Origin of the sequence: Chitinophaga alhagiae (genome assembly GCF_003568665.1) — a bacterium.
Taxonomy (GTDB): domain Bacteria; phylum Bacteroidota; class Bacteroidia; order Chitinophagales; family Chitinophagaceae; genus Chitinophaga; species Chitinophaga alhagiae.
In genome coordinates this window covers 56,114-71,370 of the sequence record NZ_QXMH01000004.1, presented here as the reverse complement: position 1 = coordinate 71,370, position 15,257 = coordinate 56,114, and the positions used below count along the sequence as shown (strand labels likewise).

7 protein-coding genes are annotated in these 15,257 nt (G+C 54.1%); all 7 read right to left on the bottom strand.

Annotated elements, in window-relative coordinates; all coding sequences use genetic code 11:
- Window positions 1–29: 29 nt before the first annotated feature.
- On the bottom strand, window positions 30–743 hold the full coding sequence (locus tag D3A97_RS19535; RefSeq protein ID WP_119080240.1) for a TolC family protein: 714 nt from the start codon (window positions 741–743) through the stop codon (window positions 30–32).
- Window positions 740–2,257: an O-antigen ligase family protein gene (locus D3A97_RS19530; protein WP_119080239.1), complete on the bottom strand. Its 1,518-nt coding sequence runs from the start codon at window positions 2,255–2,257 to the stop codon at window positions 740–742. Before D3A97_RS19530 ends, D3A97_RS19535 begins: the two co-directional genes overlap by 4 nt.
- A 126-nt stretch (window positions 2,258–2,383) precedes the next feature.
- Entirely contained in the window at window positions 2,384–3,601 is a 1,218-nt protein-coding gene (locus tag D3A97_RS19525) for a glycosyltransferase family protein (RefSeq protein WP_119080238.1), read from the bottom strand.
- Window positions 3,586–4,935, bottom strand: coding sequence for a lipopolysaccharide biosynthesis protein (locus D3A97_RS19520; protein ID WP_119080237.1), 1,350 nt, complete (start codon window positions 4,933–4,935; stop codon window positions 3,586–3,588). Before D3A97_RS19520 ends, D3A97_RS19525 begins: the two co-directional genes overlap by 16 nt.
- A gap of 30 nt (window positions 4,936–4,965) precedes the next feature.
- Window positions 4,966–6,075, bottom strand: a complete 1,110-nt coding sequence (locus D3A97_RS19515; RefSeq protein WP_119080236.1) for an acyltransferase family protein — start codon at window positions 6,073–6,075, stop codon at window positions 4,966–4,968.
- A gap of 5 nt (window positions 6,076–6,080) precedes the next feature.
- Window positions 6,081–8,264: an exopolysaccharide transport family protein gene (locus D3A97_RS19510; protein ID WP_119080235.1), complete on the bottom strand. Its 2,184-nt coding sequence runs from the start codon at window positions 8,262–8,264 to the stop codon at window positions 6,081–6,083.
- Between the two features lie 93 nt (window positions 8,265–8,357).
- Window positions 8,358–15,161, bottom strand: coding sequence for a fibronectin type III domain-containing protein (locus tag D3A97_RS19505; protein WP_119080234.1), 6,804 nt, complete (start codon window positions 15,159–15,161; stop codon window positions 8,358–8,360).
- Window positions 15,162–15,257 lie beyond the last annotated feature (96 nt).

Sequence of the window (15,257 nt, the reverse complement as noted above, 5' to 3'; positions counted from 1 at the left end):
CTGATCTCATGCTGTATTCTTTGAACATTTTATTTGTTAGCCACTACATTTTCCATGGGCATGCCTATCAATTCTTCAATTTCCAGTTCAGCCACGTCTTTTTCTTTCTGCAGCATTCGCTGGCGGGCCATGTGATCGTAATACACATTGCGGGCGGTGGCAAATTCCTGCGCGGAACCGGTGCCGCCGGCCAGCCTTACTTCAGCCGTTTCCATGGCGGCCTGGCTTTCTTCGGTCAGTTCATCCTGTTTCTCCAGCAGGTCCCGTTTCATGCGGAACTCTTCGAAGATGGACAGTACCTGCCGTTTCAGCAGCCTTTCCATGGCCACGCGGCGTTCCTGCGCAATATCGTTGTTGCGGCGGGCTATTTTCACATCTGCCGGTTTGCTGATGAGGGAGCCCAGGGGCACGGTAACGCCAATGTTCCACAGCGGGTAATAAAGGTTGGCCAGCTCCGGGTTGTTTTTGCGGAAGGCGCCTGTAGTTACGTCGTTAATGTTGACGCTGCCTGTTACATAGTTCAGCCAGGCCGCGCCTGCTTTGGTTACTTCCGAGCGGGTCTTGGCTTTTTCCAGCTCGGTAATGTTCAGTTCGGGGTTACTCATCACCAGCTCCGGCAGGCGGGCTTTCATGATGGAATCGTACACCGCGTTCGGCACCCCGTAGGTGACGCCCGGCGTAGATTGTGCGTGCAGGCTTGCTGCGATCAATGCAATACAGCATGTAAGGAGTGTCTGTTTCATACACTTGAATTGTTATTTTTTTGTAGTTCTGGTTCTTTGTCGAAAGTAATCAGCTTGACCAGCATGGCCAGCATGGCAAAAAAGAAAAAGCATCCCGGCACCTGGCCAATGGCCACCTGTGCATAGTTGGCTATCATGAACCCGTAAAGGGCGGCCAGCACGGCCAGGTATACTGCCTTTATTTCCGGCGACCGGCTCCGGTAATAATTCCGGATACCCGTCCACATCACAATAAAATAGGTGAGGCAGGTCAGCGCCAGGCCTACCCAGCCCAGCTCTATGGCCGTATGTAGGTAACCGCTGTCTGGCGGGAAGCCGGCCAGCACATGGTGCGGGTTGTACCGCAACCCCATCATGCCGGAAGTGGAAGGGCCGCCCCCGATGGGGTGGCGCAACATGTAAGGTTGTATACTCTGCCGGTTAATGTCCCTTTCGTTGTAAGAGCCGTCTTCAGACAGCATGAAGGTGCTGCGTACGCGCTGAATAGTAGGGTTGTGGAATGGCCCGAAGAGCACCACAATGAACACCACCACGCCTGCGATGGTGAAAGCCAGCGTTTTTTTGCTCGTAATGGTCATGAGCACAAAAATGATCAGCCCGGCGGGCAGCATGGCGTTGGCGGTACGCGTACCGGAATAGGCCATGCCCAGCACAATAGGTACCAGGAGCACCAGCAGCGTATTGCGCATTTTGCGGGTAATATTGCCCATGATCAGCACCAGTATGAATATTACCGCGTCTGCCATCAATATGCCGAAGGCGGTAGGGTCTGACAGGATGGAGAACTTGCGCATATGCCCGGCCTGGAAATACAGCTTGTACCGCAGCGGGTCATAGTTCACCCACCTTTCCTCAAAGCCCAGCAGGCCGTGCCACTCCTGGAAGCAGCCGTACAGCCCGGCCACAAAACAAAGGCCCAGCCATAGTTTGATAAACTCCTTGATATTGTCGTAACTGTCAAATATGTGCAGCGCAATATAGAAGATCATCAGGAAGTTGATGAACTTCCGGATGGCAAATACCCAGCCCGCCACAGAGTCCATAGACGGGTTGAACACCTGTACCAGCAGGTAGGCCAGCGTGAGAAAATACACGGCCGTAATGGGGTTCCTGGAGTGCTGCCAGTATTTTTCCTTCAGCATGGTCTTGCGGAAGTAGATGCCGATGAAGGTGAACAGTATCATCACATCTATGGCGGCGCCCACCGGCAAAGCGTCATGCATCATGCGGTTCGCAAAGAACATGAAGAAAGACACTATAATGGTGAGGTAGAACCCCAGCTTGGTATTGAACAGGCATATAAAGGCGGCGGTGCCGCCCAGCAGGCCGGCAATGATCACAATGCCCAGCCGCTCGTCTATTTTTGCCACGGCAAATGCAATGGCCGTGGCCACCAGCCCCAGCAGGGTATAGCCCAATACGGAGTGAAGCCTCCTTTCGGCTATCTGCTGCTTTACCAGCCTGCCCAGCATCTGGAAAATGCCCGGTTTTTTCTGAAGGGACGGGTAGTTCACGCCTGTGATGTTTAAAAGAATAACATTTTAAAGAATAGGAACACCATGGTGAATGCCACAAATACGCCCACCATGATTTCCTGTATACTGTCGTTGCTGAACCTGTTATCTGACATATCTGAAAGGTTATTGTGCCTGTTTTAATGCCTGGAAATGTGTTGTCATTTTACCAAGGCTGGTTTCCCAGGTGTGCGTCAGCGCAAATTCCCTGCGGGCTTTGCGCATTTCGCTGTTGGGATCTTCCGCCAGCGCCTTTTCAATGTTCTCCACATAGTCCTCTTTTGTTTTGCACTGGTAGATGTAGCCGTCAAACATTTTCATGGCCAGCGTTTCGGTTACCACCACCGGTTTTTCCAGCACCAGGTACTCATCCAGCTTGCGGGGATAGTTACCGATGGTCATGCCGTTTACCAGCTGGGGGTTGAGGCATACGTCAAAGAACTGGATGAACTGGGGCACCCTTACTTCCGTAGTGTTGCCCAGGAAGTACACGTTGGGCATTTTATGCAGCCGGCTTTTGCGGAAAGTACCGTCTTGCGGGCCTACCAGCACAACGCTCCACTGCGGGCGGCTGGCGGCAATATGTTCCAGTATCTTGATGTCCAGCCGGGAAACGATGAGCGCGCCCATGTACCCGATAATAGGCCCGGGTATGCCGGCCATTTCTTCGGGCCGGGTAAAAGGGGTGGAAGGGAAGAAGCGCTCAAAGTCACAGCCCTGCAGAATGTTGTACGTTTCCGGGTTGTGCCTGCGGCCGTAATCTTCCAGGTAGTCTGAATTGGTCACTACCATGGTGGCCTTGCGCATGAGCGATGGCTCCAGGCGTTTGCCATGGCGTATAAAGAACGGATGGGTAGCTATATTGTCACGGCTGTAGTAAATGCAGTCCGTAACGGCAGGCAGCAGCTCGGTGAGGTACTGGCCGCGGTAAAATTCGTTGTCGTTGAAGAGCAGCACGTTCTTGAAACCCAGGCGGTCAAGGGCCTGGTTGATCTGGCGGGCCATTCTTTTATTGTTGATCCGGTTCACAAAGTCGAACACCGGCGCAAAAGGTATCCAGTTCACAGATTCCAGGATGGTGCGCGGGTCCAGCGTCCAGAAGGTGGGGCCTATCTGGTTGATGTCATCGGTTTCTTTTTTCAGGCTTTTGAGGCGGGTCTGTACTTTGGGGTCATTTTTGGAACGTATGAGGGTGATCCTGTCCAGCGCGCGGTTGATGTACAATACGCGGTTGAATTGCGATAGCTCTTTCGCCACGTTCTTGCAGTTACTGCCAATGGCAATGTCCCAGGGCTGAAGGCCCACCACAAGAATATCCCGTCCTTTAATCATCTTGCTTTCCATTTTAAGAGAATTTTTTGTTGTAAAACAGACACTATATCGGGGTAGAAAAGTATCATGTGCCGGAATGTATTGGAGAGGCTGCTGCCTATTTTCCTGTACAGGATCACCTGGGTGATCAGGAAACAGATACCATAGGAGGTCATGGTGCCGTATGCGGCGCCCATCAGCCCAAAGTACCGGGTAAAGGCCCAGCAGATAAATATGTTGCATACCGCGGTAATGGTGGTAACCGCAAAGTTGGTCTTGGGAAGGCCAATAGAGTCCATAATGGTGCCGAACTGTTTGATAAAGGGCAGGAACAGGCCGTAGAGCATGGTGATCTGCAAAATGGGGGCGGCCACCTGGTACTCCGGTCCGGCTATGATGTAGAGCACCAGCCTGGGCAGCAGCAGTACCACCAGGCTTACCGGCAGGCCTATGGCCAGTACGGCGCCTACCGCTTTTTCGTAATAGAACTTCACTTTTTCCATGTTGCCGTTCTCCATCATTTGCGCGCTTTTGGGAAAAAGGATGTCTGCCAGCACCTGAGACGGCACGTCTACCAGGTTGGAAATACGCAGGCATACGCCGTACAGCGCTACGGAGGCGGTAGAAAGATAGTAGGAGATCACCATCTGGTCTGTATTCCGGAAAACGGAAGCGCTGATATTGGTGCCAAACACATATTTGCCGAAATGCCAGAGCTTCCGCGTCCAGGCCAGGTCTATTTTTGTGCGGCCGGTAAGGTACTTCCGGGCAAACAGGCCGGATACCAGCGCGCCGCAGAGAATGCCAACGTTGTAATAGATGGCCAGCAACGTCAGGTTGATATGCACGCCGGCCAGCAGGCTGATGATGATGAGCCCGAAAGCCGTTCCCTGCCTGAAGAGGTACGCCCAGAAAATGCCTTTGAAGTCCGCGTTGGAATTTTGCACCCATTCAAAATGTGAAAAGGGGATGAGCAGCAGCAGGCCCGGCAGGAACCAGTACATGGTACCCGCCAGGGAAGGGGCTTTCAGCAACCGGCCGGCAGGGCCTATGAACGCTACGATCAGCAGCAGGATCACCAGGGTGGTGATGCAGTTGAGCGCAAAAGACGCGCTGTGTATGGCCGCATGCTCCGCCTTGTCTGACGTGTTGAGGTACTTGATCACCGCGTTCTTGATCAGGGAATGCCTGATCACTTCTATAAAGGCGGTAAATATCAGGAAGAGGTTCCAGGTACCCATGTCCGCGATGGGAAGCGTGCGGGTCAGCACAAGCACGCTGCCGATACCGAACAGCAACACAGCCGCCTTTTGGAGGCCACTGTAAATGCCGGATCTCAGCCAGTAGGTATATTTCTGTTCGCTCATCGCTGTTTGTTCAAAAAAACTGTTTTACAATTATCCGTTCTGCACCAGCAGCTTTTCTTTTCTGCCGGCAGGCCGCTCCAGGCTGTACAGCCACCAGGCGCCGCATTGCATGGCAATATTGTATATGATCATGGGTATTATAATGGCTGCCGCCAGCCCCAGCGCCAGCAGCAGGGGCACGCTGGTAATACCCAGCACTTTCATCAGCACCATCCGCACCGCGGAGGCCACCAGCACGTGAGATACATAGATGTACAGGGAATGGTAACCCACCACCCGCAGTACCTTCAATGTACCGTAACGCTGCAGCAGAAAAGACAGGATGCACATAAAAGCGCAGCCTGTAACGGCTATCAGCGCAAAAAGCACGGGCTGCCAGGTTTCCACGTACATGTTGTTGTTATGCGTAAGGTTTGTTTGCAGGAAGTACACCTGCCCGGCCACAAAAAAAGGCAGCAGGAGCAGGCATGTTTTCCAGGATGCGTAATATTTGAAGTTGGCCTGGTCCAGCACGCGGCCAGACACCAGGTCTCCCAGCGCAAAGAACAGGTAGTAGTGCAGGATGTCGCTTACAAAACCGAGGTCTATCTGCTGCTGGCTGAAGTAGCCGGACAGGAGATACATGGCCGCGCCCAGCACCAGTTGCTGCCAGATGTGCAGCTTCAGCTTCTGGCGGGTGAAAATGTACAATACAGATACGTTGAATAACGCGTACAGGTACCAGAACTGGTCTATGTGGCGGGGAAAGAACAGGATGTACCCGTAATCCGCCAGGGAGCGGTCCGCGTTCACATAGTTGCTCAGCGCCAGCTGCAGGGTGACCTGCAATACAGACCAGAGGAAGTAGGGGTAGAGCAGGATGTTGAACTTGGTGGCCACCAGCTTTTCAACGGTCCTTTTGCTCAGGCTTCTGCCTACGAACAGGCCGGACAGGATGAAGAAAAGCGGCATGCGGAAACTATAGAACAGGATGTTGGCATGCTCCAGGTAGCTGACATCCGCCGTGGGGGTACCCGTTCGGGAGATGCCTTCAAATACGTGGCGGTACACCACCAGTATAATGGCAATGCCGCGGGTGTAATCTATCCAGGCCAGCCGGTTGTTATGCAAAGTGTCTGTATTGATGAGTTTCAGTGCCATGCTGCCTACATATCGATATTTTCCTTGTTTACGCAGTTCAACACCGCACCGGTAAATTTCCCGTTCATGCTTTGCAGGTACTGGAAAGATTCCTTGTCTGTTTGTTTGATGGTGGATTTGGCGGATACTACGGAGATCATGGTGTCTGCAAAATTCAGCAGCTCCTTGCTGTCTGACCGTACGTTGAGCGCCGCGCCTTCCATCAGGATGTAGTCATATGCCGCCGTAAGGGGAGCCAGGTTGTTGAGCAGGTTCTCGTCTCCCAGCACTTCCGCCGGCGTATAGTCTCCACCCTGGCAGCCGATGATGTCTACCCCCTCAATGCCGGTAGGGGTGATGATGCCCTGTATCTCCTTGTAATCGTATTTGCCTGCGGCGGAAAAGCTCTCCAGCTCCTGCTTGGCCTCAAACTCCCGGGTAAGGGTGTTGTTGATGAAGTTGGTGTCTATGATCAGCACCTTCTTCTGGCTTTTGCTCAGGCTGTGGGCCAGCGCCTTGATAATGGTAGATTTCCCTTCGCGCGGGCGGGCGCTGGTAAAGAGGTATATCTTGTGCTGTTTGTTCTCTATCTCGAAGCGCAGCTTGCGAAGGTGCTCGCGGAAGGTAACGGCCTGGTTGTCTTTTTTCTGCTCCGTGTCGAAAATGTCCGCAATAGGCTGCTTCTTCATGTTCACCTTGTTCACCACGCCCAGCAGCTTCAGGCCAACGGTTTTCAGGAACTGTGACGGTGTTTTGATAGATACGTCCACATATTCCAGGAAGATGATGGCAATACAGCAGAAAACGAACATGCACATACCGGCCAGCGCCAGTATGATGAGCCGCTTGGAACGCTCGGCCTCGGCGGCGGGCTGGCCGTAGAGTATTTGCCTGAAGTTGTCTAACGGTACAATGGTGTTGTTCATCACGGCGTCGTACCGGGATTTGATGTTCTCATACTCGGTTTGCGCAATGCTCATTTCCTTTTGCAGGGCCAGGTTGGTGGCGCTGCGGCTGGCGGCCGCGCCCACGCTGCTGGTCAGCTCGCGTATCTTTGCGCGGTAGGTCTCAATGTTCTGCTGGGAGGTATTGGCCTGCAGCTCCAGCTCGCGTTGTTTCTGCTGCAGGTCTGCCTTGGTAATGGTACCCGTTGGGGTGGCGCTGGTGGCCAGGCTGTTCAGCTTGTCCCGGTAGGCGGCTTTCAGCTTTGTATATTTATTATACAGCTCCTGGTCTTTGGCGCCTTTGCTGATATACTCCTGGTTGGCCTCGTTCATTTGCGTGCGCAGCTTGCTCAGCTCCGCGGAGGCGGCGCTGGAGGCGCTGGCGGTCTGGGCATTGGTACGCTCCATTTCGGCCAGCTGTTTGGTGAGCTGCTGCAGGGAAAGGGTGGCGCTGTTGAGGGTGTTCTGTTCCTCCGTCATCCGGCTTTCCAGGGAGCTGATCTGCTCCAGCTTGGTAGAGCTTTCCACAGACACGTCTATACCGCCCATGGTACGCAGGTTATTGATCTTTTCGTCCAGGTCCGCCTTTTTCTGGGCTACCAGCTTTTCCATGGTCTGGATAGACTGTACGTTCTGCTGGGAACGGGCAGACTCATTGCTCCGCAGAAACTCCGAGCACACTTCGTTCACCATGTAGGCAGACAGCTCGGGGTTGGTAGACCAGTACTGAACGTCCAGGAAGTCCGTTTTCTGGATGCGGCCTACAGACAGCATTTTCCGGATGCTTTCCAGGTCATACTCATACACCTTCATCAGCTCCTGCACTTTCTTCTCATCCGGGTTGTAGGAGCTGAGCAGCTTCTCGTGGGTGTACTTGTCTTTGAGGATCTTCACCGCGGCGTCTTTGCTGATGTTGCGGAAGCCGTCTTTCTTTTTGTCTTCTTCCGAGAGCTGGCGGAAAGCCTTGTCCGGGCTCTCCAGGTCATGCAGCATCAGGTTGTAGGCCACCATGCTCAGTACCTTGGTGGAGCGGAGCGCTTCGATCACGTTGTTGAACTTTACATCAATTTCAATGATGTTGAAGTTCTCATCCTTCAATTTTACCTGATCACTTGTTGTGAAACCCGTGGCCATTTGTGCGGATGAACGATATAGCTTTTCCTGGTTCATAGTGAACAGAAATGCGATTGCAACCGCCAGCACGCTGCTGATCATGATCAGCCATTTCCTGCGCATTAGTGAGTTAAACAGATAAATCAGATCCATATTGAAGGATTCTTTAAAGTATAAAATATTTTAACTTAACGGGCCCTAAAAAATCCGGTTCGTGAACCGGATTTTTTAGTAGCCGGATTAACGTTATTGCTTGATCACTTTGATCACTTTCACATTTCTGTTATCGGGTGTAGCGATCTGCAGGATGTAGATGCCCGGTCGTATGCCCTGGTTGAAATCAACGCGGAGCAACTGGGTGCCGGTGGGCAGCTCAAGGCCTGGTTTGGCCATGATGATCCTGCCGGACGCATCAAACAGTTTCACTACTACTTTTTCCGCTTTCCCGTCATTTTTCACCAGCAGGTTCATGAATGACGTAGCCGGGTTCGGGTAAGCGTTCTCAATGGTGATATGATCGGTGCCGCCGGTGTTGGGCTGATGGTCTACCAGCGCTACATTGGCATTGCTGCCGGCGCCGCTGTTCCTTGCCATCATCATACCCTGGCTGCCCTGCTGCCCTTCTTCAGGCTGCGGCCTGGAAGCTGCTTCTATCACAAGGCCGTTGATGTAACCCAGCTGGCCGGAGGGCGCTGCGTTGATGCTGAGGCGTATCTCACCGTTTTCGTCCGGAACAATGTTATCTATCCGCACTGTTTCGCTGATATTGTTCTGGCCGTTCAGCTCAACGGTTTTGCCATTGATGGTGTAAGCGCCTATTACTTTATCTCCACCGCCCTGACGGCTGGCAAAGAATATGAAGGAGTAGGCCATAGACTGGTTGAGGCCGGAGAAGGTGATGCCCGCGGTATCTCCCTTGTCTACGTAGTAGCAAACAGACAGTACCGCATCCGGGTAGATACCGGAGTTGTTGCCGGTGTTCATGCCGTTGGGGATGGTACCGGTAAAGTTGCGGTGGATGAACATCACGGTGCTTACGGGGTTGCCCATATCATCTTTCATGTTCTCCAGCGTCTGGCCTATGTTCTGACCCACGTTCGGCAGCTGGTTGGTGTTGTTCCAGGGTGCGCCGGCGGGGTTGTTCACGTTGAAGTTGATGTAAATAGAGTGGCTCAACGTGCTGCCGCTGGCCGTAGCCGAGTAGTCAGAGAAGTTGCTGTTGTTCTTGGCCCTGATCTTGTAATAGTAGCGGGTGTTCTCGCTCCTGTTGTTGTCCAGGTAAGAAGTGGCGTTGGCCGCTACGGTGGTTACCAGGCTGTAGGTGCCGTTGAGCGTGGCGGCGCGGTAAATTTCAATGCCGGTCACGTTGCTGGCCTTGTTGCTCCAGTTCAGCTGGATGGAGGTCCTTGACTTGCCCTGGGCTTTCAGGTTATCCGGGGTCAGCGGGGTGGCGGTTTCTACGTAAGACTGTATTACCAGTGCGTTCAGGTAAGCGTAGAGGGCGCCGGCGCCTTTGCTTACGGTAAACTCTATGTTACCGCTGCCGTCTGCTACAAGACCGTTCAACTGCACCGTGTTGGCGGTGTTGTTGGCTGCCTGCAGTTGTACAGACTGGCCGCCTGCGGTGTAAACAGTCATCCTGTTATCTGATACGTTGCCTTCGCTGCCGAAGAACACGAGGTTGTACTTCTTGGCGGCGGAGAGGCCAGACAGCCTGATGCGTTTAGGCGTGGCAGACTGTTCAAAGTACAGGGTGTTCATCACCTTGTCTGGGTATACGCCGGAGTTATCGCCGGTGATGGGCCCGAAGATGCTGGAGCCGGTCATGGCGTCTACCAGGGTAATGGTAACACCGCTGGCTGCGCCGGTTTCATCCAGCATGTTGGTGATAGCGCGGCCTGCAATGGGATGGGTGTTGAAGTTGTTCCACGGAGCGCCTTCGGGGTTCACCGCGTTGCAGTTCACGTAAATGGAGGTGATGTTCTTGTCCCTTACGCTGATGGTGAAGGTCTGGGAACCTTTGCCGCCATAACTGTCTGTAGCGGTTACCGTTACCGTGTATTTGCCGATGCTGGTATTGGTGGGCGCCAGGTCTATGCTGCCGGTACCGTTGCCGGTGTTGTTGAGCGTTGCAAATGCCGGCAGGCCGGTGGTGCTGAAGGTGAGGGTTTCACCCGGGCTGTCTGAAGCAGACAGCGGAATGTTCAGTACATCGCCGGTTTTCAGGTTCACGCTGGTGATAGCGCTTACCAGGGGCAGTTTGTTCTCGCCCATGATGGCAATGGTGTCTGTATAACCGGAAGCGCCTGCGGCGTTCACCCCGCGGATGGTGTAGTAGTACTGCACGTTGGCCGCGGAAGTGGCATCTGTATAAGCGGTGTCGTTAGCGTTGAAACCGCTGGTGTTCAGCAGCTCATAGGTGCCGTTCTCGGAGGTGGACCGGTATACTTCGTATTTGGTCTCGTTGTAAGCCAGGTCTTTCCAGGAAAGCCTGATGCCGTTGTCTGTATTGCGGGCCGCAAAGTTGGTGGGTTTCACCGGTGCGGTACCGTCATCAAACACCGCTTCTATCTTCATGCCGCCAATGTGCGCTGCCAGTGAGCCGGTGGGGGCCTGCAGGTCTACCGGAACAATGCCGTTGGCATCCGGAGACACGCCGGGGATGGTCACGGACCCGGTAGTGTTCATGGAAGCGTTCAGAGACACGGTGGTGCCGTTGATGCTGTAGTCCGCGGTATAATTGCCTGTGGCGTTGCGGCTGGCGGAGAAGGTGAAGTTGTACTTGTAGTTCGGGTTCAGGCCGGTTACCTGGAAGGTCTGCTTCACATTGGTGGTCCAGAAGGAGCTTACCATCACGTTGTCAGGGAACACGCCTGAGTTCTGGTAGGTATACATACCGCCGTTGAACAGGTTGCTGCCCCAGTTGATCTGGTTCCAGGGGGTGATCACCTTGATACCGTAACCGGTGTTGTTGCCGTTGTGATCTTTCAGATCGGTAATAGTGGTGTTCAGGCCCATAGCCGCCTTCTTGGTGTTGTTCCAGGGCGCGGGCGCATCATATACGGCGCCGTTGAAGTTCACATACACAAAGAAGTTCGGGTTCACATCGTTCACCACAATGGTGAAGTTCTTGGTATCGTCACCACCCATGTTGTCTGCCACTTTTGCGGTTACATTGTAAGTGCCCGCGTCTGCAAAGGTGGGGTGCAGGGTTACCTGCGAGTTTTTGCCGTTAGACACTACCGTTGCAAAAGAAGGCAGGTTGGTGTACGTCCAGGTAAGATCGTCCGTGCCGTTATCATTCGTTACGGCCAGGTTCACCTGCGCAGTGGCGTTTTCGCTGAGGGTGGTATTAGATATAGCGCCCAGTATGGGTTTGTAGTTGGCGTTCACCGTGAGCTGGAACACTTTGCTGGTAACACCGCCATGCTGGTCTGTTGCCGTGATGGTGATATTGCCGTAAGTATCCTGCACGCCGGGGTTGCTGAACAGGATGGTGCCTGTACCGTCCCCGTTATCAGCAAAGGAGCCGAATGCGGGCAGGTTGGTTACCGCCAGGGTGATCTGCTCGGCATCCACATCGGTAGCTATTACCGGTACGGACAGCTGTGCGTCGTACCGCATGAAGCGGTTCGGCTGATCGTTGAGCACGGGCGGGTTGTTCAGCGTGAGCGCGCTGATCTCGTTGCTGAACGCGGAGTTGCCGCCAATGTTGAGGGCCCTTACTTTATAGTAGTAGTTCACGTTGGCGAACAGGGCCGCGTCTGTATACACGCCGGTGGCAGCGCTGCTGCTGTCTACGGTAGCCTGCAGCTTGAAGTTGGAGTTGTCTCCTACAGAACGGTATACTTCAAAAGCAGTTTCTGTAGCGGAGTTGTCGTTCCATTGCAGGGTGATCTGGTTAGCCTGCACGTTAGCCGCGGTCAGCACGGTGGGTGCAGCCGGGGCAGCGGGCAGCGGCAGCGTGGTAGCGGACATGCGCGGGTTAGCGAACGCCGCGTTGGGTATCTGCTGTTTGGCAATGCCGGGGCCTGCATAGCTGGCGCGCAGTTCCGCACCGCCTGTACGCTGGAAGAAGGTAATGTATATCGGGTATACACCGGCGTTGAGCTGTTTGGTGCCGGAGCGTTCGGTGGTACCCTGCAGGTAGTCGTTATTCACTACCTGGCCGTTGGAGTTGAAGGTGTTGATGTACAGCTTGCTGCCATCGTCAGAGGCGGTATAGAACGTATACGTGCCTGTGGTGGGGATGGTAATGAAGCCGCTGAATTTGATGGCGTAGTTATTCTCCCTGTTGCGCACATCCAGCGTTACATTCTCAACAGCGCCGGTCTCTGCCGGGGTGAGGTTGTTGAAGTTGGGCAGCTGGGTAATGTCAGAGAACTCGTAGTACCCGTATTGGAGGCCGCCTGCTTCCGCAGCGGCAAAGCCTGAGTTGCCGTTGCTGTTGATGGCCTGTACCTTGTAGTAGTAGGTAGTGGCCGGTTGCAGCAGGCTGTCTGTATAAGACGCTGCGTTGGCAGCCGTGGTAGTAATGATGTTGAATGGCCCGGCGAGGCTGGCGGCACGGTAGATCTCGAAACCGGTCTCGTTGGCACTGTTGTCGTTCCAGGTCAGGTTGATCTTGCTGTAAGACACGGCAGTGGCCAGGATGTTGGTGGGCGCAGCGGGTTTGGCCCCCAGCGGCGGCGCCTGCTCCATGAAGGCGCTGGCAGGTATTTCTTGCCGGCTGCCTACACCATGTGCGGTGTTTTTCCAGTAGATCTTCATTTCTTCCCCGCCGCCTTTTTCGAAGAAGGTGGCCGCAAAGGGATGCACGCCCGCGGTGAGGTATTTGGTACCTTCCTTGTACTGGGAACCGTGCAGGCCGTCGTTATTCACCACCGCGGTAGCCGTGTGGCTGTAAGTACCGATGTAGAGCTTGCTGCCGTCATCAGAGTACGTTTCAAACGTATAGTTGCCGGTAACGGGGATGTTGATATAACCTTCCCAGAGGAAAGCAAAGTTGTCGCCCTGCGTTCTCACGCTGATGTCTGCCGTGGGCGTATTGCCGGTTTTTACCGGGGTCAGCGTGTTGAAGTCAGGCAGTACATCGAAAGAGCCATGGTAGTATTTGTAGTTCAGGCCGCTCATCACAGCGCTGGCCTGTACCTGGTTGCTGGCGGGAGACACGTTGCCGGTGAGGTCCCTGGCTTTCACTACAAAGTTGTAGGACTGCTGGGGTACCAGGTTGGTGCAATTGAAAGATGTCTGTGTGCCGGGCAGGGTGTATACCTTGTTGCCGTTGATGTAAATATCATATTTGTTCACCCCTACATCGTCTGTAGAAGCCGTCCATGACAGCCCTACGGAAGTACGGGATTTGGAGGTTACCGTGAGCGCACCGGGGGCGGTGGGCGGCGTGGTATCCAGCTGCGTGATGGCGCTGGCCTCATTGCTGGCCGGGGCGGCGCCGTTCTCGTTCACCGCTCTTACCACATAGTAATACGTTTTATTGGGGTTGAGCCCGTTGTCTGTATAGGCAGTGGCGTTGGGCGCGGTGATGGCGATGAGTTTATAGCTGCCGCCCGCGGCTTCGCCCCTGTAAATTTCAAAACCAGTTTCGTTGTTGGCCGGGTTGGGGTTGTCACTCCAGTCCAGCTGCACCTGTGTTTGTGAAGTAGCTTTTGCCTGCAGGCTGCTGGCCGGCGGGGGAGCGGGTACACCGGTTGCTTTCACCACTTTGAAAGGAACGGAGAACTCGCTGGAGCAACCGAACTGTTCGGTCACTTTCACTACGTACAGGCCGGAATCTTTGGCGGTAAAGGTACGCTGGGTGCCCAGGGTAATACCGTCTGTAGCTTTTTTCCAGAGGTAGGAGGTATAACCGGCCGGTACCTGCAGCACTACGCTGTCTTTCCCGTCAAGCGCGGGGAGCACTTTGCTGGAAAGGCCTGCCAGGCTGATGTTAGGGCTTACGGTAGGCGTTTTGATCTTGATCTGCACCGGTATGGGAGACCAGGGAGACCAGGTGGAGCCATCCCTCAAACGCATATCGTACGTGCCGATGGACGTAACGGTTAGCGTGTTGCCGGTGGCGCCGGGTATCACATCGCCGTTCTTCCGCCATTCATATTGGTCAAAACCCGCGGTTACGCCCAGTGTTACGTTAATGGGGTCTCCGGGGCAAAATTCAGTTCTGCCGAATAAAGGCCAGGGGTTGGCCTTGTGCGCGCGGTTGGCAAAGGGGAAATAATCTGCTTCGCCCCATGCCTGGTACCAGCAGCCGTGGCCGAAGCCGGCGTACTCGCTGTACTTCATGTTGGCGCCTACGCCCATGGCCGCGTTATACACGCCCTGGGAAGAAGCGGGGTAAGGGTTTACGTCGCTACCGCCCTGGAACAGCCACACGGGAATGAACTTCCAGGTTTGCAGGCTGTTGGTGAGCGCCGCGTTGGAGGCGCTGATGGGCGTAGCCGCCGCTACTACCTTGGGGTGGCGGATCATAAAATCCCAGGTGGCGCCGCCGCCACCGGAAAGGCCGCCTTCTGTAATGCGGAACTGGTCTACCTTCACTTCAGGTACCAGGTGCTCATAAATGAGATCGCGCACAGCGTCAAACTGTACGTTACCAAAGTAGCCGCCAATGTTCTGCGGGTAGAGCAAAAAGCCGTCAAACTGGCCATTGTCTACCGCGTTGCGGTGCAGTTCACCACCGTGCAGCAGGGAGTATTCGTTATCATACACCGTGCCTTTCTCTCCGATGCCATGCCAGAAGATGATGAGGGGATACTTTTTACCGTCATTCACACCGTGCTGGTAAGATTTGGGGAACTTCAGCCGGAAGTGAACGCCTTTGTAGTAGTAGGCTTTGTAGGAAGTAGAATTCCAGCTAAGCCGGTTGGTCCTGACCCATTTGGAGAGAATGCCCCAGTTGGGTACAGCAGGAGGGGAGGAGGGGTTATATTCCACAATTGGATCACTGGGGTCCAATATACCTGTCTGGGCCTGTGCAGAACCAAATCCTATCACGAAGAGGAAGGATAATAACAGCGTGTAAAATTTATTCATAGATCGTAGTTGAAATCCGGTAATAATAAATGTATAAGAGGTATCATAGCCTACTTACATCGTATGCATTCAGCACATTACGCAGATTTTCCGCAG